This window comes from Bradyrhizobium brasilense (genome assembly GCF_029714345.1).
In the GTDB taxonomy this organism is placed as follows: Bacteria; Pseudomonadota; Alphaproteobacteria; order Rhizobiales; family Xanthobacteraceae; genus Bradyrhizobium; species Bradyrhizobium australafricanum.
This window is the reverse complement of sequence record NZ_CP121669.1, coordinates 5,245,379-5,263,939: the sequence shown is the minus strand read 5'-3', so window position 1 is coordinate 5,263,939 and position 18,561 is coordinate 5,245,379. Positions and strand designations below refer to the sequence as shown.

Annotated in this window: 20 protein-coding genes; 13 read left to right on the top strand and 7 right to left on the bottom strand. The window is 66.0% G+C overall.

Annotation, left to right across the window (positions count from 1 at the left end; all coding sequences use genetic code 11):
- Positions 1–33 precede the first annotated feature (33 nt).
- A complete protein-coding gene (gene bamA / locus QA635_RS24875) occupies positions 34–2,544 on the top strand; it encodes an outer membrane protein assembly factor BamA (RefSeq protein ID WP_283061894.1) in 2,511 nt (836 codons plus the stop codon).
- Positions 2,545–2,680: 136 nt separating this feature from the next.
- Complete coding sequence (locus QA635_RS24870; RefSeq protein WP_283061893.1) at positions 2,681–3,232, top strand: carboxymuconolactone decarboxylase family protein; 552 nt, start codon at positions 2,681–2,683, stop codon at positions 3,230–3,232.
- Between the two features lie 8 nt (positions 3,233–3,240).
- Here QA635_RS24870 and QA635_RS24865 read toward each other — a convergent pair whose 3' ends face one another.
- A complete protein-coding gene (locus QA635_RS24865) occupies positions 3,241–3,792 on the bottom strand; it encodes an AAA family ATPase (protein ID WP_283071793.1) in 552 nt (183 codons plus the stop codon).
- A gap of 228 nt (positions 3,793–4,020) precedes the next feature.
- Here QA635_RS24865 and QA635_RS24860 point away from each other — a divergent pair, with 228 nt between their 5' ends.
- Positions 4,021–5,187 carry a substrate-binding protein gene (locus QA635_RS24860; protein ID WP_283061892.1) on the top strand — a complete coding sequence of 389 codons (1,167 nt, stop codon included), beginning with the start codon at positions 4,021–4,023 and terminating at the stop codon, positions 5,185–5,187.
- A gap of 132 nt (positions 5,188–5,319) precedes the next feature.
- Positions 5,320–6,537, top strand: coding sequence for an MFS transporter (locus tag QA635_RS24855; protein WP_283061891.1), 1,218 nt, complete (start codon positions 5,320–5,322; stop codon positions 6,535–6,537).
- 28 nt (positions 6,538–6,565) lie between these two features.
- Here QA635_RS24855 and QA635_RS24850 read toward each other — a convergent pair whose 3' ends face one another.
- The gene (locus QA635_RS24850; RefSeq protein WP_092089832.1) at positions 6,566–7,213 is read right to left on the bottom strand and encodes a Vgb family protein; all 648 of its coding nucleotides are present in this window, start codon (positions 7,211–7,213) and stop codon (positions 6,566–6,568) included.
- 133 nt (positions 7,214–7,346) lie between these two features.
- Complete coding sequence (locus tag QA635_RS24845) at positions 7,347–8,567, bottom strand: helix-turn-helix domain-containing protein (RefSeq protein ID WP_283061890.1); 1,221 nt, start codon at positions 8,565–8,567, stop codon at positions 7,347–7,349.
- Positions 8,568–8,659: 92 nt separating this feature from the next.
- On the opposite strand from QA635_RS24845, the gene QA635_RS24840 reads away from it, so the two are divergent.
- Positions 8,660–8,908, top strand: a complete 249-nt coding sequence (locus QA635_RS24840; protein WP_283061889.1) for a hypothetical protein — start codon at positions 8,660–8,662, stop codon at positions 8,906–8,908.
- Positions 8,909–8,913: 5 nt separating this feature from the next.
- Here QA635_RS24840 and QA635_RS24835 read toward each other — a convergent pair whose 3' ends face one another.
- Positions 8,914–10,005, bottom strand: a complete 1,092-nt coding sequence (locus tag QA635_RS24835) for an adenylate/guanylate cyclase domain-containing protein (RefSeq protein WP_283061888.1) — start codon at positions 10,003–10,005, stop codon at positions 8,914–8,916.
- A gap of 77 nt (positions 10,006–10,082) precedes the next feature.
- On the opposite strand from QA635_RS24835, the gene QA635_RS24830 reads away from it, so the two are divergent.
- Positions 10,083–10,541 carry an SRPBCC family protein gene (locus QA635_RS24830; protein ID WP_028344737.1) on the top strand — a complete coding sequence of 153 codons (459 nt, stop codon included), beginning with the start codon at positions 10,083–10,085 and terminating at the stop codon, positions 10,539–10,541.
- Between the two features lie 7 nt (positions 10,542–10,548).
- Here the strand turns inward: QA635_RS24830 and QA635_RS24825 are convergent, their stop codons facing one another.
- Positions 10,549–11,190: an HD domain-containing protein gene (locus QA635_RS24825; protein WP_283061887.1), complete on the bottom strand. Its 642-nt coding sequence runs from the start codon at positions 11,188–11,190 to the stop codon at positions 10,549–10,551.
- Positions 11,191–11,395: 205 nt separating this feature from the next.
- On the opposite strand from QA635_RS24825, the gene QA635_RS24820 reads away from it, so the two are divergent.
- On the top strand, positions 11,396–12,361 hold the full coding sequence (locus QA635_RS24820; protein WP_283061886.1) for a GlxA family transcriptional regulator: 966 nt from the start codon (positions 11,396–11,398) through the stop codon (positions 12,359–12,361).
- 90 nt (positions 12,362–12,451) lie between these two features.
- Entirely contained in the window at positions 12,452–13,018 is a 567-nt protein-coding gene (locus tag QA635_RS24815) for a hypothetical protein (RefSeq protein WP_018271230.1), read from the top strand.
- 21 nt (positions 13,019–13,039) lie between these two features.
- On the opposite strand, the gene QA635_RS24810 is transcribed toward QA635_RS24815, so the two are convergent.
- The gene (locus tag QA635_RS24810) at positions 13,040–13,393 is read right to left on the bottom strand and encodes an MmcQ/YjbR family DNA-binding protein (protein WP_253608966.1); all 354 of its coding nucleotides are present in this window, start codon (positions 13,391–13,393) and stop codon (positions 13,040–13,042) included.
- Positions 13,394–13,577: 184 nt separating this feature from the next.
- On the opposite strand from QA635_RS24810, the gene QA635_RS24805 reads away from it, so the two are divergent.
- The 5 genes from QA635_RS24805 (at position 13,578) to QA635_RS24785 (ending at position 17,535) form a co-directional block, all read left to right on the top strand.
- On the top strand, positions 13,578–14,210 hold the full coding sequence (locus QA635_RS24805; protein ID WP_283061885.1) for a PadR family transcriptional regulator: 633 nt from the start codon (positions 13,578–13,580) through the stop codon (positions 14,208–14,210).
- A gap of 23 nt (positions 14,211–14,233) precedes the next feature.
- Positions 14,234–14,878 carry an O-methyltransferase gene (locus QA635_RS24800; RefSeq protein WP_283061884.1) on the top strand — a complete coding sequence of 215 codons (645 nt, stop codon included), beginning with the start codon at positions 14,234–14,236 and terminating at the stop codon, positions 14,876–14,878.
- A 123-nt stretch (positions 14,879–15,001) separates the two neighbouring features.
- Entirely contained in the window at positions 15,002–15,697 is a 696-nt protein-coding gene (locus tag QA635_RS24795; RefSeq protein WP_283061883.1) for a GNAT family N-acetyltransferase, read from the top strand.
- Positions 15,698–15,798: 101 nt separating this feature from the next.
- The gene (hchA, locus tag QA635_RS24790; RefSeq protein ID WP_283061882.1) at positions 15,799–16,674 is read left to right on the top strand and encodes a glyoxalase III HchA; all 876 of its coding nucleotides are present in this window, start codon (positions 15,799–15,801) and stop codon (positions 16,672–16,674) included.
- Between the two features lie 156 nt (positions 16,675–16,830).
- Positions 16,831–17,535 carry a PA1136 family autoinducer-binding transcriptional regulator gene (locus QA635_RS24785; RefSeq protein ID WP_283061876.1) on the top strand — a complete coding sequence of 235 codons (705 nt, stop codon included), beginning with the start codon at positions 16,831–16,833 and terminating at the stop codon, positions 17,533–17,535.
- Positions 17,536–17,583: 48 nt separating this feature from the next.
- On the opposite strand, the gene QA635_RS24780 is transcribed toward QA635_RS24785, so the two are convergent.
- Positions 17,584–18,525 carry a LysR family transcriptional regulator gene (locus QA635_RS24780; RefSeq protein WP_283061875.1) on the bottom strand — a complete coding sequence of 314 codons (942 nt, stop codon included), beginning with the start codon at positions 18,523–18,525 and terminating at the stop codon, positions 17,584–17,586.
- Positions 18,526–18,561 lie beyond the last annotated feature (36 nt).

Genomic DNA, 18,561 nt, shown 5'->3' with positions numbered 1-18,561 from the left:
GTCACAACGGGCTTGTTGTTCGCGAGGTGTGGAATGAAGACGTGGCGGGGCTTTGTCGCGGCGATCGTGCTGTCGGGCTTTTCGATCCCGGGGACGCCGGTGATATGGCCATTGTTGGCTCCGGTGGCGGCCCAATCGCTTGATGCGATCACGGTCGAAGGCAACCGGAGGGTAGAGGCGGAGACCATCCGCTCCTATTTCAGGCCGGGGCCCGGCGGCCATCTCGATCAAGCTGCCATCGACGACGCCCTCAAGGAGCTGGTCGGGACCGGGTTGTTCCAGGACGTCAAGATCAATCAGGCGGGCGGCAGGATCGTCGTTTCCGTGATCGAGAATCCAGTGATCGACCGCGTCGCGTTCGAGGGCAACAAGAAGATCAAGGACGAGCAGCTCTCGGCCGAAATGCAGTCCAAGCCGCGGGGCACCCTGTCGCGGCCGATGGTGCAGTCGGATGCACTGCGGATCGCCGAGATTTATCGGCGCTCAGGCCGCTACGACGTGCACGTCACGCCGGAGATCATCGAACGCTCGAACAATCGCGTCGATCTCGTCTTCACCGTCGACGAGGGAGCGAAGACCGGCATCAAGACCATCGAGTTCATGGGCAACAACAGTTTTTCGGCGGCGCGCCTGAAGGACGTGATCAAGACCCATGAGACGAACTTCCTGAGCTTTCTCGGCAATGCCGACATCTATGACCCGGACCGGGTCGAGGCCGATCGTGACCTGATCCGCCGCTTCTATCTGAAGCACGGCTACGCAGACGTCCAGGTCGTGGCTGCACTCGCCGAATATGATCCGGAGCGCAAGGGCTTTCAGGTGACGTTCAAGATCGATGAGGGGCAGCAGTACCGCGTTGCGACGGTCGGTTTCCGCTCGAACATTGCGGGCTTCGATCCGACGACGCTGCGTTCATTGTCGCGCGTCAGCGAAGGCTCGCTCTACAATGTCGAGGCGGTCGAGAAGTCGGTCGAGGACATGCAGATCGAAGCGTCACGCCGCGGTTACGCCTTCGCGGTGGTCCGTCCGGACGGCGCACGGAATTTCGAGGCCCGCACGGTGGGGATCATGTTTCGCGTGGAGGAGGGGCCGCGCACCTATATCGAGCGGATCGACATTCGCGGCAACGGCCGCACCCGGGACTACGTGATCCGGCGCGAGTTCGATCTCTCCGAGGGCGATGCGTATAACCGCGCGCTGGTCGATCGCGCCGAGCGGCGGCTGAAGAATCTGGACTACTTCAAGACCGTCAAGATCACCACCGAGCCCGGCTCGACGAGCGATCGCGTCGTTCTGATCGTCAACCTGGAGGAAAAGTCGACCGGCGACTTCTCCGTGTCGGGCGGTTATTCCACGACGGACGGCGCGCTTGCCGAGGTCAGCATCTCGGAGCGAAATCTGCTCGGCCGCGGCCTGTTCGCCAAGGCAACGGTCAGCTACGGCCAGTACTCGCGCGGCCTGTCGCTGTCCTTTGTCGAGCCGTATTTGCTCGACTATCGCGTCGCGCTCGGGCTCGATGCGTATTACAAGGAGCAATTGCCGACCGACTACACGACCTATGGCGTGAAGACGATCGGGTTCTCGCCGCGGCTCGGCCTGGCGCTACGCGAAGACCTGACCCTCCAGTTGCGATACTCGCTCTATCAGCAGGAAATCTCGCTCGATAGCGCCTACGCGAACTGCAACAACAATCCGTCCAACCCGTCGCTCGCGTTCAATCCGACGCCTGCCTACATCCAGAGTGTGCTTGGCGGCGTCGATCCCACGAACTCGGTCTCGTCCGGGCTGTATGGATATGGCTGCTACGGCGACGGAGAATCCACCTTGCCGGTGCGCAAGGAACTGGCCGCGGGGGCGACCTGGACCTCGCAGATCGGCTACACCCTGAGCTACAACACTCTCGACAACAACAAGAACCCGACCGATGGCCTGCTGATCGACTTCAAGCAGGACTTTGCCGGCGTCGGCGGCGACGTGACATATCTGAAGAGCGCGGTCGACGCGAAATACTATACGCCGCTGGTGTCCGACCTGATCGGACTGATCCACCTGCAGGGCGGCCTGCTCACCAAGGTCGGCGACAATGATCTGCGGATGCTGGATCATTTCCAGATGGGGCCGAACCTGGTGCGTGGCTTTGCCACCAACGGCATCGGCCCGCGCGACATCACCTATGCGAGCCTTGGCGCAGTCGGGGATGCGCTCGGCGGCACCAAATACTGGGGCGCGTCGATGGAGCTGCAGATGCCGTTCTGGTTCCTGCCCTCCGAGGTTGGGCTGAAGGGGGCTGTCTATGCGGACGCCGGCTCGCTTTGGGGCTATCAAGGCCCGACGTCGTGGGCCGCAACCGGCGAGGTAAATACGGCTGCTTGCAAATGCGGCCTTCAATACGACGATGGGAACGTGGTGCGAACCTCGGTCGGTGTCGGCCTGATCTGGGCCTCGCCGTTCGGCCCGCTGCGGTTCGATTACGCCGTGCCGATCACGAAGGGCAAATACGACATCGTGCAGGAGTTCCGGTTCGGAGGCGGGGCGTCGTTCTGAGCCGACAGTTGCTCCGCTTGCTGGACCGTGCCGCGGGTTGCGGCCAGCGTGACGCCTGCCATGCCGTCCTGCCGCTTGCGGTATCAGGCGAAGCGGGGCAGGCTGCATTGGTTCAATTTCCGATCCGAGGCAATCCATGTCACGCGTGTCAATCAAGACCAGGAACGACCTGCCGAGCGAGCTCAAGCCGCTGTGGGACAAGATGACCACCTATGGCGCGTTCGAGAACCAGGCCGGCGTCATGGCGCAGCGCCCGCCGATCTTCAAGCACATGTGGTCGCTGCTGGTCGATCTCGCCGACGAGGCGGTGGTCTCGAAGCGGCATCTTGAGCTCGCGCTGGTAACGGTGTCGCTGCTCAACAAGTGCGATTATTGCGTGTCGCACCATGCGCCGAAGCTCGCGATCCAGGGAGTTTCGGAAGCGGGCGCCGAACGGCTGCTCGACTATCAGGATCATCCCGAGCTCGATGCGCTCGACAAGCTCGTGGTCGAGTATGCGATCGCCGTCACCAACAACTGGAACAAGACCCGCGACGAGGTCTTCGCACGCCTGCGAGAACACTTCTCGGAACCGCAGATCGTCGAGCTCACCTGGCGGATCGCGCTGTGCGGCGCATTCAATCGCTTCAACGATATCTTGCAGCTCGATGTCGAGCAGGGCGTTTCGCATCGCGAGGCCGCGGAGTGACGGCCTGATCAGGCCTTAGGTAGGACGCCGCCGCTGAGCGTCGCCAGCACGAAATGGGCCCGCTCTGCGGGCGATGTCTTCGGCAGGTGGATCACGTCGTAGCCGAGCGCTGGAAGCGTCTCCATCAGCCGCCGATGCTCCGCCGTGGCTGCTTCGAAGCCGTGCCGCCGCTCCGAATCGGTAACGTAAATCTCGGGCCACGGCGGCGTCATGAACACGCATCTGTGGTAGCGATGGACGGAGCAGGTCGGGTGCAGCACCGGCTCGCCCGTCAATGCCTCCAGCGCCGACGCCGCGTCGATGAGGCCGCGATCGAAGAACACCCATCCGGATTGAGCACGGGCCGCCGTCATGTCGTTCACCGCGACATCGATGGCGCGCCGCAGGAACGCCGCCGCATCGACCCAGGGCAGCGCGGTGCCGCCGGATGCGCGCTGATCGGCGATGATGCGGCGGCCGGGCTCTTCGACGACTGGATAGCCGCGTGCAGAGAGTTCGGCCAGCAAGGTCGATTTTCCGCCGCCGGAGCAGCCGGAGATCAGGACGAAGCGGTTTTGCAAGGGAGTCCTTTCATCAATCGTCACACCGCATGAACGAGCACTCCGCGAACGCGGGTTGCCCGATAGGCCTGAAATCTTGGGGAAGAAGGCGCGCGGAAATGTCTCGACGCGCAGAGTGAGCATAGCCTCGAATGTGACGCAAATGGGGGCGCGCTTGACGAATTCTTCAGTGCCACGCCGATAACCTCGATCAAGCATGGTTGTATCAAGCTTGAAGGGACGACGTACATGGCATCACGCTCGATCATCTGCACGACGCTCGCGCTGCTAGTCTGCGGCGCGGTGCTGCAGCCTTCGCGCGCCGCGGAATCCGGCGAACCGATCCGCGTCGGCGCGGTGCTGCCGTTTTCCGGCGGGGTCGAGCTTTATGGCCAGCAGGCGAAACTTGGGCTCGATCTCGCCGCCAGGGACATCAACGCGGCCGGCGGCATTCTCGGCCGGCCGGTCGAAATCATCTTTGCCGACGACAAGACGCGTCCGGAGGCGGCCGCTGACGCCATGCGTTCGCTGGTCGACAAGGACGGTGTGCTGGCCGTGGTCGGTCCGATCACCTCGCGCAACCTCAATGCGCTGGTGCCGCTTGCCGAGAACTCGAAGACGCCGTTGCTCTACGCCACCAATTACGAGGGCGGCAAATGCAGCCGCTATCTGTTTTCGTTCGGCGCGGTGCCGAACCAGGAGCTCGGCCAGCTGCTGCCCTACATGACGCAGACCTTCGGCAACACGTACTTCCTGCTCGGCGCCGACCGGGTCTGGCCGCACCAGATGTTCGACATCGCGCAGCCCTTGATCGAGAAGCTCGGCGGCAAGGTGGTCGGGACCAAATACACGCTGGGGACGGAGACCGACTTTTCACCGCTGATCAAGGAGGTCGCGGCGAGCAAGGCCAAGGTTCTGTTGTTCGCGCTGAAGGGCGACGGGATGGATTTCATCCGGCAGGCCGACGAGGCCGGATTGCTAAAGGACATCACCGTGGCATTCCTCGGACTGTCCGAGGTCGACCTCGGCATCTTCCGCGGCAAGGGCCAGAACATGGTCACAGTGGTGCCGGCGGTCGCGGCGAGCGAGGATCCGGCCGTCAAGGCGTTCGTGGCGAAGGCGCGCGCCGCCGCAGAGCCGGGTGTCGCGGTGTCGAACTATGTGATGACGCATTACAACACGCTGATCGCGCTCAAGGCGGCGGCCGAGAAGGCCGGCAAGCTCGACAAGGAGGCGATCATCGACGCGATGGCGGACCTCGCCATTCCGTCGCCGACCGGCCCTGTCACGCTCGGCCAGGATCATCACGCGGCGATGAACATGTTCATTGCCAAGACACAAGGTTCCGAGCTTGTGCAGGTCCGCGCGCTCGGTGAGATCGCGCCGGAGCCGGGGTGCAGTCTGGCTGGCCGCTGACCAGAAGGAATATCTCGGTAGCCGCGCCAGACGGCATGCTCGCAAAAAAGTGAGCTGGCGGGCACGCCGGCTGTCGGTTCCACTCCGGTCCGTTCGTCTTGCAGCCAGAACGAGCTGCATGGGAGTTCCGGAATGAGCAATTCGACCTACCGCTGGGTGATCGTCGCGGCCGGCGGCCTGCTCGGCTGCGTCGCGATCGGCGGCATGTTTTCGCTGCCGGTGTTCCTCCAGCCCATGGCGCGCGAGACCGGCTGGTCGGTGACCGGCATCTCCAGCGCGATGACGATCGGCTTCCTCGCGATGGCCTTCACCAGCATGATCTGGGGCACGCTGTCCGACCGCTTCGGGCCGCTTCCGGTGGTGCTGACCGGATCGGTCGTGCTGGCGGCAAGCCTCGCGCTGGCCAGCCAGACAACATCGCTGCTGGCCTTTCAGTTCGTGTTCGGCGCGGTGGTCGGCGCGGCAACGGCGGCGATCTTCGCGCCGATGATGGCCTGCGTCACCGGCTGGTTCGACACCCATCGAAGCCTCGCCGTTTCGCTGGTGTCGGCCGGCATGGGCATGGCGCCGATGACGATGTCGCCGCTTGCGGCCTGGCTGATCTCCCACCACGACTGGCGCACCGCGATGCTGATCGTCTCGGGCGTGGTCGGCGCAATCATGATTCCGGTCTCGTTCCTGGTGCGCCGCCCGCCGGCGCTGCAGGGCGACCACGCTGAAGCGGTCTCCGAAAACGGCGAACCGCCGATGTCGCTGGCGCAGGCGCTGCGCTCGCCCCAATTCATCATCCTGATCGCGACCAATTTCTTCTGCTGCGCCACCCATTCGGGCCCGATCATCCATACCGTGAGTTATGCGGTCACCTGCGGCATTCCGATGGTTGCTGCGGTGACGATCTACAGCGTCGAAGGGCTCGCCGGGATGGGCGGCCGCATCGCGTTCGGCCTGCTCGGCGACCGCTTTGGCGCCAAGCGCGTGCTGGTGCTCGGATTGCTGGCGCAGGCGTTCGGCGCGCTCGGCTACGTCTTCGTGCGCGAGCTTGCCGCATTCTACGCGGTGGCCGCGATCTTCGGCTTCATCTATGCCGGCACCATGCCGCTGTATTCCGTGCTGATCCGCGAGAATTTTCCGCTGCGGATGATGGGTACGGTGATCGGCGGCACCGCGATGGCCGGCAGCCTCGGCATGGCGACCGGGCCGTTGGCCGGTGGGCTGATCTACGACACCTTCGCGAGCTACACGTGGCTCTATGTCGGCTCCTGGGCGGTCGGCATCGGCGCGTTCCTGATCATGATGACGTTCCGCCCGATGCCGGCGGCGCGGCCCGCGGCGGTGCCGGCGCCGGCGTGAGGCCGGTGCGTGCGTGAAGCGATCTGCTTCACGCGCGGCTGCGCTTCGGTCGCCGGATGGCACGCACCTTGTTGTTGGCGGAGCCGCTTCCGCAGAAAAAGCGGTCGGCGCCGTCGGACTCGAGGCCAGAGACGAACACGCCCTGCGGCATCTCCAGCTTTTCCATGACCTCGCCGGTCTGCGGGTCGATGCGCCGCACGTCGCTTTCATCGCCTTCCCAGGTGCCGTGCCAGAGTTCGCCATCGACCCAGGAGACGCCGGTGACGAACCGGTTGCTTTCGATGGTGCGCAGAACCTTGCCGGTTTCCGGATCGATCTGAACGATGGTGCGGTCGCGATACTGGCCGACCCACAGCGAGCCCTCCGCCCAGGCGAGGCCCGAGTCGCGGCCGCCGCCGGGTGAGGGGATGGTGGATATCACGCGCCCGCTGTTCGGCTCGATCTTCAGAATGCGGTCCTCGGCGATCTGATAGAGGTGCTTGCCGTCGAAGGCGGTGCCGGCATGGGCCGCGATATCGAGGGTGCGGGTAGTGTTGCCGCTGTCGGGATCGAAGGCGACCAGGCGATCGCCGGCCGCGAACCAGACCTGCTCGCCGTCGAAGCTGACGCCGCCGACGTTCTCGACGCCGTCGAAGGGGCCGTATTCCCTGATGATCTCGGCCGTGGCCTTTTTCATGTGCGCTCCTGTCGCCTGGAGCTTCGGTTCTGACTGAATCAGAATCGAATCTCCGGATTTCCTGTTTTGACGCGTTTTCTTCACGCGAACCGGTATCCGCTTCGCTCGAAATCGCTCCAATTGCGCCCTGATGCTAGCCGTTCGGCAGCGGGGCAGGGAGTAACAACGTCGTCGTGAATCCCGGTACCGGCGGCGTCATCCAGCGCCGGGCGCGGGCGCGGCCGACCGACTGCACCTTGCCGGTGGCGGCCAGCGCGTCGAGCGCACGCTGCACCGTGCGCTGGCTCGCCCCCAGCGCGACCGACAGCGCCGAGCTCGACCAGGCCTCTCCGTCGGCGAGAAAGGCCAGCACCGCGGCATGCTCCTCCTCGACCGGCAGCGCCAAAACGCTCACCTCGCGCCGGCCATGCGGCTGGAGCACAAAGCCGTCCGGCGTCGCGCTGAGATCGGCCAGCGGCCGCAGCGCCCGACGCAGCCGTCCGATCTCGACCCGCAGCCGCGCCCGGTGTGATTCATCGGCGTGCTTGCCGCGAAACGCCCGTGCGATCAGCGTGCCGCGCGACACGTCCTGCGGCCACGCTTCGCCCAGCGCGCGAGCGAGCGCGAACAGCACCGGCCGTCGGGTCAGCGAGACCGTCGTGCCGATATCGCGCACGACATAGCGGCAGGCATCAACGACGAGCGCCCTCGACGCCATCAGGGCTTCGACCTCCTCCAGAACGAGGGGCCGCTCGCTGCCGCGCGCGATCAGACGCGCCGCGGGCGTCGCGAGCAGGCGCGCGGTGCTTTCGACCTCGGCCGCGAGCTCGGCGATGCCGGCGCGGCGCGCTGCTTCCCTTGCGCGGGCCAGCGCTTCGCGTGCCGGCTTGGTCCGCAGCCGCCGCATCGCGATTCCGGCGACGACCAGTTCATGGCCGACCCGCAGCGCCGGCGGGAACGGCGCCGGGTCGAGGCCATCAAGCATGCGCTCGGCCGCATCGAGGCTCCCGATCAGCAGCAGGCGGCGGATTTCGAGATAGCCGGCATGGGCGGCATTGAGTGCATCGCCTCGTGCCGCGAGCGTTGCGCGTGCCGCGGCGAGGCTCTTCCCGGGAAAGGAAAGGTCGCGCGACACCAGCGCGATCTCGGCTTCCGCCACCACGCAGCGCGCCCGCGCGACGGCTTCGCGCGGGCCGAAGGCGCGGCCGGCGCGCCGCAACAGCTCCTTGGCGCGGGTGAAATCGCCGAGCCGGGCCATCGCGATGCCGCGCAGCGCCAGCGCCGGCGCATCGTCGCGCAGGGCCACCCGTTTCAGTGCGCCGAGGGGATCACCCGCCGCGAGCGCGCGCGCCGCAGCCGTTATCAGCGAGTCCATTCGAATCCCGACACACTTGTCACTCTCACCCTCCGAGGCCCGGTCCTAACCTAGCACATGACGACATGGATCATCTCCAGAGAGATCGAACGATGACCGGTATTGAAACACGAGAAGATTGGGTGAGGGGGCGGCTCAGCGGACGCGGGCCCGTCGTGGCGCGCTTTCTGTCGCTGGCGGCGGCGCCGACCTTCGCCGTGATGGCGCTGATTGCCGCGATGGCGCCGGCCGACATGATCTGCGGCGCGATGCAGGGACCGCTGTCATTGCAGGGCATGGTCCCGATGTACGCGCTGATGAGCGCATTTCATCTGGCGCCATGGCTGCGCCTGTTCAGATGACTGGCTCAGCCCTCCGGCAAAGTGAAGACCGCGCATGGCCGCGCGATGCCGCGCAATTCATGACTGCCGAGCGCGACCAGCGTCGTCTCGCTCTCGGCGGCGAGGGCACCCGAAACCAGCACGGTCTGCTCCAGCGGCTTGCACAGCCCTTCGAGCCGGCTCACCAGATTGACCGCGGCGCCGATCGCGGTGAAGTCGAGGCGGTCGGCGGCGCCGATATTGCCCCAGTGCACCTCGCCGAGATGCAGCGCCGCGCCGAATGGCAACGGCGGCAAGCCCTGCTTGCGTCGCTCTGCATCGAGATGGGCCATGCCGACGCGCGCCGCCGACACCGCGCGCAATGCCGCCTCGGATGCGCTGCGCGCGCTGGTCGTGACCGGAAAGATCGCCAGCAGGCCGTCGCCGATGAATTTCAACACCTCGCCGCCGAAGGCGTGGATGGCGCCCGCAATGCGGTCGAACCAGGCATCGAGCGCCGCGATCACCTCGGCAGGCGGATGGCTTTCCGACAGGGCGGTGAAGCCGCGGAGGTCGGCGAACAGCAGTGCGGCCCGGATGGTTTCGCCGGTATTGCGCCGCAATGGCGATGCCAGCACGCGCGCCGCGCTGCGCCGGCCGAGATAGGCCTCCAGCGCCGCCGTCAGTGTCGCGCGCGCCGCGAGCGCGGCGAGCGGCGCGGCCATGAACCGCGCCGCCTCGCGCAATTGATCCGCCTCGGCAGGTGTGAACGGGCGTGTCCCGATCCAGCCGAGGGTCGGGCCATCCGGCCGCGTTCCAATCGTGCCCTCGTGGATCGGGCCGGGCGCGAGAGTTCCGAGCCAGCGCCGGCCGGCGTCGCCGGATCCCACCAAGTCGGGCATCGCAAAAGGTTGTTCCGGCGCGAATCCGAGCGCTTCGATGACCTCGCCATTGTCGGCACGCCACAGCCAGGTTCGTCTTGCAATCAGGGGGTGCGGAACCTCGAGCGTCAGAGCGCCGCCGGCAAGCGGCAGGCCATCCGTGATAAGGTGGCTACCGAGGTCCGCCAACAACCGGTTGGCGCCCGCGGTCTCGGCGGCGGCGTCGACCAGCCAGCTCAACGTCGAGGACAATTGCATCACGCCATCATGGGGTTGACGCACCACTCTTGTCACGAATTATCCCTGAGCACCGACCGTCAATGGAGCATGGATCGATGACTGAAGCCTTCATCGTTCAACGCGAGATCCAGATCGCAGCCCCGGCTGCAACCGTGTTCGCCTTCCTGACCGATCCGCAGAAGATCGTGAGCTGGATGGGGCTCGAAGCCGCGACCGAGACGCATCCCGGGGGCCTCTACTTCCTCAAGGGGCTCGGCAGCGATCGCAGCCGAGCCGCGCGCGGCGCGTTCCGCGAGGTCGTGCCGGTGCATCGTCTGGCCTACAGCTTCGGCTGGGAGGGCAGCGAGGAAGTGCCGCCGGGATCGAGCCTGATCGAGATCGACCTGATGGAGCAGGACAACGGCACGCTGCTCCGCATGACCCATAGCGGCCTGCCGAACGCCGCGCAGTGCGAGAGCCACGACAAGGGGTGGGCGCACTATATGAGCCGGCTCTCGCACGCGGCCGCCGGTCGGGATCCCGGCCCCGACCACGGTCCTGCCAACCGCCATTGACGTCGCGTCATGTCGGCCATTTCGAGCCGAGGATGATCGAGCAGAAGTTCGTCCTGGTATAGTTCATGTCCTTCAGCGCCAGCACGTCGGCCTTGACGTTGCCGAAGGTCGTCAGCGGCTTCCTGATGGTGCCGGCGGCGAAATGATCGATGATGTTCTCCTTGAAGTTCGCCTCGCGCGGATGGTGCGCGCAGACGTGGTCGCGGTGCTCGTGTGAGAAATCGTCGTAGGCGATGCCGAGCACGTCCATCTCGACGCCGGCGGTGACCAGCGCAATGGTCGGACGCATATGCTCGGGGACGCCAGGCGTGGTGTGCAAGGCGATTGAGGTCCAGACGTCCTCGATGTCGCGCTCCGGAACGCCATAGCCCTTGAGGAAGTCGCGTGCAGCGTTGGCGCCGTCGACCTCGAAGCGCAGATCGGGGCTCGCGTGAGCAGCGGTGAGGCCCATGTCGTGGAACATGGCGCCGATATAGAGCAGTTCGGGGTCGAATTTCAGCTTGCGGCGGTTGCCGGTCAGCGCGCCCCAGAAGAACACGCGGCGGCTGTGATTGTAGAGCAGATCGTCCTCGGTATCGCGCACCAATTGGGTGGCGGCGCGGGCCATCGCGCTGTCGGGTACGCGGATGCCGGCGATGATCTCGGTCATTTCAAGACGCTCCTCGATGTGGCAAGACGATGCCGTGGCGTGCGAACACGCGAGCCCGGCGCTCGTCTCTGCGGTGTGTGCGGATCGCCGGGTGGCGCGATCCGTGGTGCGTTTGTCGCCCGTTTGGGCCGGATCCCGCAACGATCGCGCGCCGCCGGATCGGGCCAACCAGACGTCGTTTCGCGCCAGCGGGCAGGGAGAAGGTATGGCGGTTCAGAGGGTCGCGATCGCGATTCACGAAGGGGTTCAGGCGCTCGATGTCGCGGGTCCCGTCGATGTGTTCGCGGAGACGAACGGCTTTGTGCCGGCGGGCGATGGCTATGAGACCGTGCTGGTCGGCGCCGGCTGCGAACCGCTGCGCGCGTCGAACGGCATGAAGATATCGGCCGACCTCAACTTCGCCGACGCACAAGAGAGGTTCGATATCCTGCTGGTGGCGGGCGGGCCGGCATTGCCCGACGCCGCGCCGGATCCCGAACTGACACAGTGGTTGCGTGGGGCGCCCGCGCGCGCCGAGCTCTATGGTTCGATCTGCACCGGCGCCTTCGCGCTCGGCCATGCCGGGCTGCTCGACGGCCACAAGGTGACGACGCATTGGCAGAACGCGCAGCGGCTGGCGGCGCGCTTTCCGGCAGCCGAGGTGATCTTCGACCGTATCTACATTCGCGACGGACATCTGATGACCTCGGCCGGCGTGACCGCGGGGATCGATCTCGGGCTCGCGCTGGTCGCCGAGCGGCACGGGCCGCAGGTTGCGGTCGCGGTGGCCAAGCGCCTGGTCGTGGTGGCGCAGCGCCAGGGCGGGCAGTCGCAATTCAGTCCCTATCTCACCGCGCCGGTCGATGAGGATTCGCCGATTGCGCGCGCGCAGGCGCATGTCATGCAGCATGTCGGCGAGCGCCACACGCTGCAGTCGCTGGCGGAAGCCGTCGGCATGAGCGTGCGCAATTTCGGCCGCGCCTTTGCGCAGGAGACCGGAATCACGCCGCACGAATTCGTCGAGCGGGCGCGGGTCGACGCCGCGCGCCGGCTGCTCGAGGGCTCAGACCGGCCGCTCAAGGCGGTCGCATTCGACTGCGGCTTCGGTTCGGCCGACCGGATGCGGATCGTGTTCACCGAGCGGCTCGGCGTGTCGCCGGCGCAGTACCGCGCGAGTTTTCGCAAACTGTGATGCGGTTCATCAACCGGAGGCTGTATCGGGGATAGGATCGACGTCGCCGACGCCGGATCCTGCCACACATCTTCTCCCGAGAGGCCGCCCATGGACGCGCTCACGCTCTTCATCATCCGTCATGCCGAGAAGCCGGGCGATTCCTGGCCGGGACCCGGTTTCACCGCGGATGGCGTCTCCGACACCGAGTCGCTTGTGCTGCGTGGGTGGGAGCGTGCGGGAGCGTGGACCGCGTTGTTCGGCACCGATCTCACCGGCGGTGACTATGCCAAGCCCGATGCAATCTATGCCGCGACACCGGGCACCACGGCCAATCAGCCGCCGTCGAGCCGTCCGGCCGAGACGATCTCGGCGCTTGCCGCACGGCGCGGCCTGACCCCGAACGAAAGCTTTGGCAAGGGCGATGAGCCGAGGCTGGTGCCTGCGGTGCTGGCGCTGAAGGGCGTCGTGCTGCTGTGCTGGGAGCACAAGGCGATCATCTCCGATATCCTTCCGCTGATCCCGGTCAGCAAGGGCACCCCGCCGACCAAATGGGAGGGCAGCCGGTTCGACGTCGTGCTGCGCTTCGACCGCGCCAAGGGCGACGACAAGTTCGCCTTCAAGGAGCTGTTTCCGAAATTGCTGTCGGGCGATTCCGACAAGCCGCTGGGTGGCTGAATAGCGTCGCAGCTTGGCCGATCAGTCGAGCCCGAGCGCCTTGCGCGACTTCCGCGTCAACTTTTCGACGATGAGCGCATGCGCCTGGCCGAGATAGGCCTTGAGCTCAGCGTCGGGCAGGGAGTCGTTCCTCACCAGTTGCACCCATGTGGCGCGCGCCAGATATGGCGCGGGCCGCGCCAGGCCCTGCTCGATCAGCAGCTGGTAGGCCATGTTCGAGGTCTTGAACATGAAGCCGCCGGTGCTCTCGATGTAGCCGCCGGCCAGCGCGAACATCTTGCCGCCGACCTTGAACACCGACGTGCCTTCCCATTGCACCACCTTGGTGGCGGCGGGCAGGCGCAGACAATGGGCTTCGAAGGTCTTGGGGCGCATGAGTCGCAGGGCTGGAAGGCGTTCAAAGCCATAGGCCAGCCGCGCGAGGGTCGACAAGTCTGGCGTGAGCCAGCCATCCAAGCTGGGCACCGATCTCGTCCCTCAAGGCCTCACGAAAACGTGGGTTGCCGTCGTTCCATCTGTAGATATATCGTAAGATATGTTTTCAGTAAGGAACGTACAAATGAGACGATCGATGTTTCGCGACCGGGACGACGACGGAGTCCGGTTTGGGTTTTTCGCCATGGGCCGGCACGGCAGGGGCGGCCACCGCTTTGGCCGCGGCGGTCATGGCTTCTTCGGGCGAGGCGGCGGCGGTGACTTTCCGGGATCGCGGCGGCTTTCGTCGCAGGATCTGCAACTGGTCATCCTCGCGCTGCTCGGCGAGCAGCCGGCACACGGCTACGAGCTGATCAAGCGGATCGAGGAACGGTCGGACGGCTTCTACAGCCCGAGCCCGGGCGTGATCTATCCGGCGCTGACATTCCTCGAGGAGATCGGCCATGCCAGCGTCACCCAGGACGCGGCACGCAAACTCTACAGCATCACCGAGCAGGGCAGGGCGTATCTCGGCGAGAACCGCGCGACCGCGGATACCATTCTCGAAGCGCTGTCGCGGATCGGCCGCCGCATGGAGGAGGTGCGCGAAGCCTTCGCCGGCGTGAGCGATCTCGATGGCGAAGCGTCCGACGAGGTGCATCGCGCCCGTCACGCGCTGAAGAGCGCGCTGCGCCAGAAGCGCGGCTGCGATGCCGCCGAGGCGCGGCGGATCGCAAAGATCCTCGACCGCGCGGCCGCTGAGATCCTGCAGCAATGACGCCGTCGCAAAGGAGACCTTTCATGTACAACGCCGAACCGCACAGCGTGATCCGTGATACCCGCGTCACCGCCGTCATCGAGCGTCTGCAGGCCACCCGCCGGGCGCCCATGCGCGGCAATCCGATGCAGAGCGGCAGCCGCGACCCGCACGATTACGCCGAGCAGGGATTCTCGATCCACCCGGAGCAGGGCGAGCTGATCTATCTGTTGTGCCGCGGCCTGCGTGCCCAGCGCGTCGCCGAGTTCGCGACCTCGGTCGGAATGTCGACGCTCTATTTCGCCGCCGCGATGCGCGACAATGGCGGCGGCACCGTGATCGGGTCGGAGATCGTGCCGGCCAAGGTCGCAGCGGCGAAGCGCAATCTTGCGGAGGCCGGCCTTGCCGACTACGCCGACATCCGCGAGGGCGATGCGCGCAAGACGCTGCGCGATCTCGGTGGTCCCGTCGACTTCATCCTGATCGACGGCTGGCCGGGCGACAAGGGGCCGACGCTGGCGCGCCAGGTGATCGAGATCGTCGCGCCGCAGCTTCGCGTCGGCGGCTACGTCATGAACGACAATGCCGAGGCGGATTTCCTGGAGTTCGTGCGCGATCCCGACAACGGCTTCGTGTCGATCACGCTGCCGCTCAAGGGTGGCACCGAGCTCTGCCTGAAGGTGGCCTGACCTGGTGGACGGCATCACTTGATCGCCGGCTGTCGTGATTGTGAGCCGCAACCACACCATGCCATGCTGGATTTTGCCGGCGCTTCTTGCTCTGTTCGAGGAAAATCAGGAGCGAAGCGCCGCATGTCCGAAGTCCCGCCCATTCATCCGCTCGATCGCCCGATCTGGAGCGCGCTGACCACGAGGCAACGCGAGCTGGCGGAAGGCGGCGCCGATGCAAGGCGCTTTCCGCTCGCGATCGCACCCTTCGCCGACATGGTCGACATGTCGCCAAGGAGCTTTGCCGCGCTCGGTGCGCTACTGTCGGGACCTGACATTGCGGTGCTGTTCACGCCTGATCCTGTCCCGGTGCCGCCGCAGTTCAAGGTGCTGCTGGCCGAGACCGGCGAGCAGATGATCGGCGTGCCCGCGGACCATTCTGCGCCCGGCGTCGAGATCGTCACGCTCGGCGCTACCGATGTTCCTGCGATGATGGCGTTGACGGAGCTGACAAAGCCCGGCCCGTTCAGTGCGCGAACGCATGAGCTCGGCAGCTTTCTCGGCATCCGCATCAATGGCGAACTGGTCGCGATGACCGGCGAACGGATGAAGCCGGGGAACTACACCGAGATGACCGCCGTCTGCGTGCATCCGGAGCATCGCGGCCGTGGCTACGCGCAGGCGTTGCTGTCGGCGGTCGCCCGCCAGATCGTGGCGCGCGGCGAAATTCCATTCCTGCACGTCTTCACCAGCAACGTCTCGGCGATCGCGCTCTATCGCCGCCAGGGCATGGAGATTCGCCGCCGCCTGCACATCAAGGTGTTGCAGAAGCAGGGGTAGGGAATGCGCGGCAAAGTGGGTTGAGGGAAATCCCTCATTCCTCATCGTGGATCTCGTGCTTACCTTTGCCGGATCGCAACACGATGAGAGAGGATATCTCGATGTCCGAGCAATCCCAGGACAAGCGTCCCGTACCCGATCCGGCGGAGAACAATGCTTTCTTTCCGTCGCCTTACTCGCTTGGGCAATTCACCTCGGCCAAGTCGGATCTCTCCGGCGCAGACTATCCCAACGCCTACAGGGGCGGCCGCTGGAAAATTCTGATGATCGCCGCGGACGAGCGCTATCTGCTGTTGCAGAACGGCACGATGTTCTCGACCGGCAACCATCCCGTCGAGACCTTGTTGCCGATGTATCACCTCGACAAGGCGGGCTTCGAATTCGATATCGCGACGGTGTCGGGCAATCCGGTCAAATTCGAGCTCTGGGCGTTTCCGAAGGAGGACGACGCGGTCAAGAGCATCTACCAGAAATATCTCGCCAGGCTGAAGCAGCCGCTCAAGCTCTCCGACGTGATCGAAAACAAGCTCGGCGAGGATTCCGACTATATCGCGGTGTTCATCCCGGGCGGCCATGGTGCGCTGATCGGCTTGCCCGAAAGCACCGACGTGAAGGCCGCCCTGAAATGGGCGCTCGACAACGACAAGCACATCATCTCGCTTTGCCATGGCCCGGCGGCGCTGCTGGCGTCCGCGGTCGGCGAAGCCAAGGGCGACTATCCCTTCAAGGGCTACAAGATCTGCGCATTTCCCGACGCCATCGATCGGACCACGCCCGATATCGGCTACATGCCGGGCGCGCTGACCTGGGCGTTCGGCGAACAGTTGCAGGCGCTCGGGGTTGAGATCCTGAACAAGGACATCACCGGCAAGACCCATCAGGATCGCAAGCTGATCACCGGTGACAGCCCCTTCGCCGCCAATAATGTCGGCAAGGCAGCCGCAAAGGCTCTGCTCGATACGCTCGGCGGGCGCTGAGCGGGCGGCGGCTCAACCTGCGGGCGGGGTGAACCGCGCCCCGCCGCCGGTGGCGGGCCAATGTCGCGCGCCTTGCAGGCCGACCTCGCCTGAGGGAAAATCCTCAACGCGCTCGGCCGCGCGCGACCGGCCTTCCGCACGACACGATGGCACCGCATGGACCGCTACATCGAAGCCGTGGTTGCGATCGAGGGCAGCGAGAGCTTGCCCGCGATCCAGGCGGCGGTGCGGTCCGCGAGCGTGCCGCTCGGCTACGACCGGTTCGTGATGTTCTCGGCGTCGCCGGCACGTGAGGACCTGGTTGACCGGATCTACTGGGTCGAAGGCGACTGGTTCGGCAAAGGCGTGACCGTCGATGCCGAAACCTATGTCCGGCATTGTCCGGTGACGCGCAATTTCCTCGATGTGGACCAGGCGTTTTTCTGGACCAAGGTGATGTCGGCGCGCGGCGAGAAGTACCGCGTGGTGCGCACGCCGCGCGGGCCCGGTTTCCATGGGCTGCAGGTTCCGGTGTTCGGGCGCACCGGCCTCGAAGGCGCGATGAGCTTCGCCGGAACGCGGATCGATGCGTCGGCGCGGACGCGTGCGGCGCTGACGATGATCGGCGCGGCGGCCTTCCGCGCCGCCCGCGGGCTGATGGAAGCGCACGAGCCGAACGGTGCGTCGAGCCTGTCGCCGCGCGAGCGCGAGGTGCTGCGCTGGATCTCCGCCGGACGGCGCCAGGCCGACATCGCGGCATCGCTCGGCCTGTCGGAACGCACGGTCGAGAACCATGTGCGGCGTGCGCGGCTTCGGCTCGGCGTCGCCACGACAGCGCAGGCCATCCGACTTGCGATCCGCAGCGGCGAGATCGAGGACTGAGGCGCTTGCGGCCGGCCGCCACAGGGCCGGGCGAGCGATCGCTGCGGCTCAGTGTTTCTTCGCCGTCTTCGCCCTGATCTTCGGCGCATGCGTGCCCGCAGCGATCCGCGTCAATGCATCGGCAAATGCACGTGCCGCAGGTCCCAGCGGTTCGTCGAGCCGGTGGGCGAGATAGGCCTCCATCGCAAGCGCGGCGTTGCGGCCGAGCGCGCCGGTTTCGACCCGCACCAGGCGGCGCTCCTTCAGGTCGCGCGCGACCTGCCAGAGCGGCAGCCGGCCCCAGCCGAGCCCGGCCAGGATCATGGCGTGCTTGGTGTCCTGATTGCTCACCCGGCAGATCTGCGGCGAGAGCACGCCGAAGCTGCGGCCCTCCGACAGCGGGGTCGGATCCGACAGCACGATCTGCAGATGATCGGCGAGATCAGCCACGCTCTTGCGGCCGCGGCGGCCGAGTGGATGGCCGGCGGAGGCGACGGCGACGATCTGCACCGCGCAGATCGCATCGAGCGCGAGGCGGGGATCGCGAAAATCCTCGCCGACCGTAACCGCGAGCGCGCTGCGCCGTTCGGTCAAGCCAGCGATCGGCCCGCCCATCGGTTCGACCGCGAGCCGCACGCTGACAGACGGATAGGCCGCCCGCATTTCCGTCAGCGCCGCGCCGACGGCGGCGATCGGAAACAGCGTATCGACGACGAGCGAGAGTTCCGATTCCACCCCATCGCCCAGACCGCGCGCCCGCGCCCGCATCGCGTCGACACGCAGCAGCAGGTCGCGCGCGTTGCCCAGCAATGCCTTGCCCTCGGCCGTCAGCGTCGGGCGATGGCCGGAGCGGTCGAATAGCGTGAGCCCGAGCTCGGCCTCGAGGTTGGCGATGGCATGGCTGACCGCGGATTGCACCCGCGCCAGTTTGGTCGCGGCGGCACGAAAGCTGCCGCTCTCGGCGATGGCGACAAAGGTGCGGATCTGATCGAGCGTCAGGTTGTCGAGCATGATCTATGAAATCGATCAATCGGATGCAAAACATAT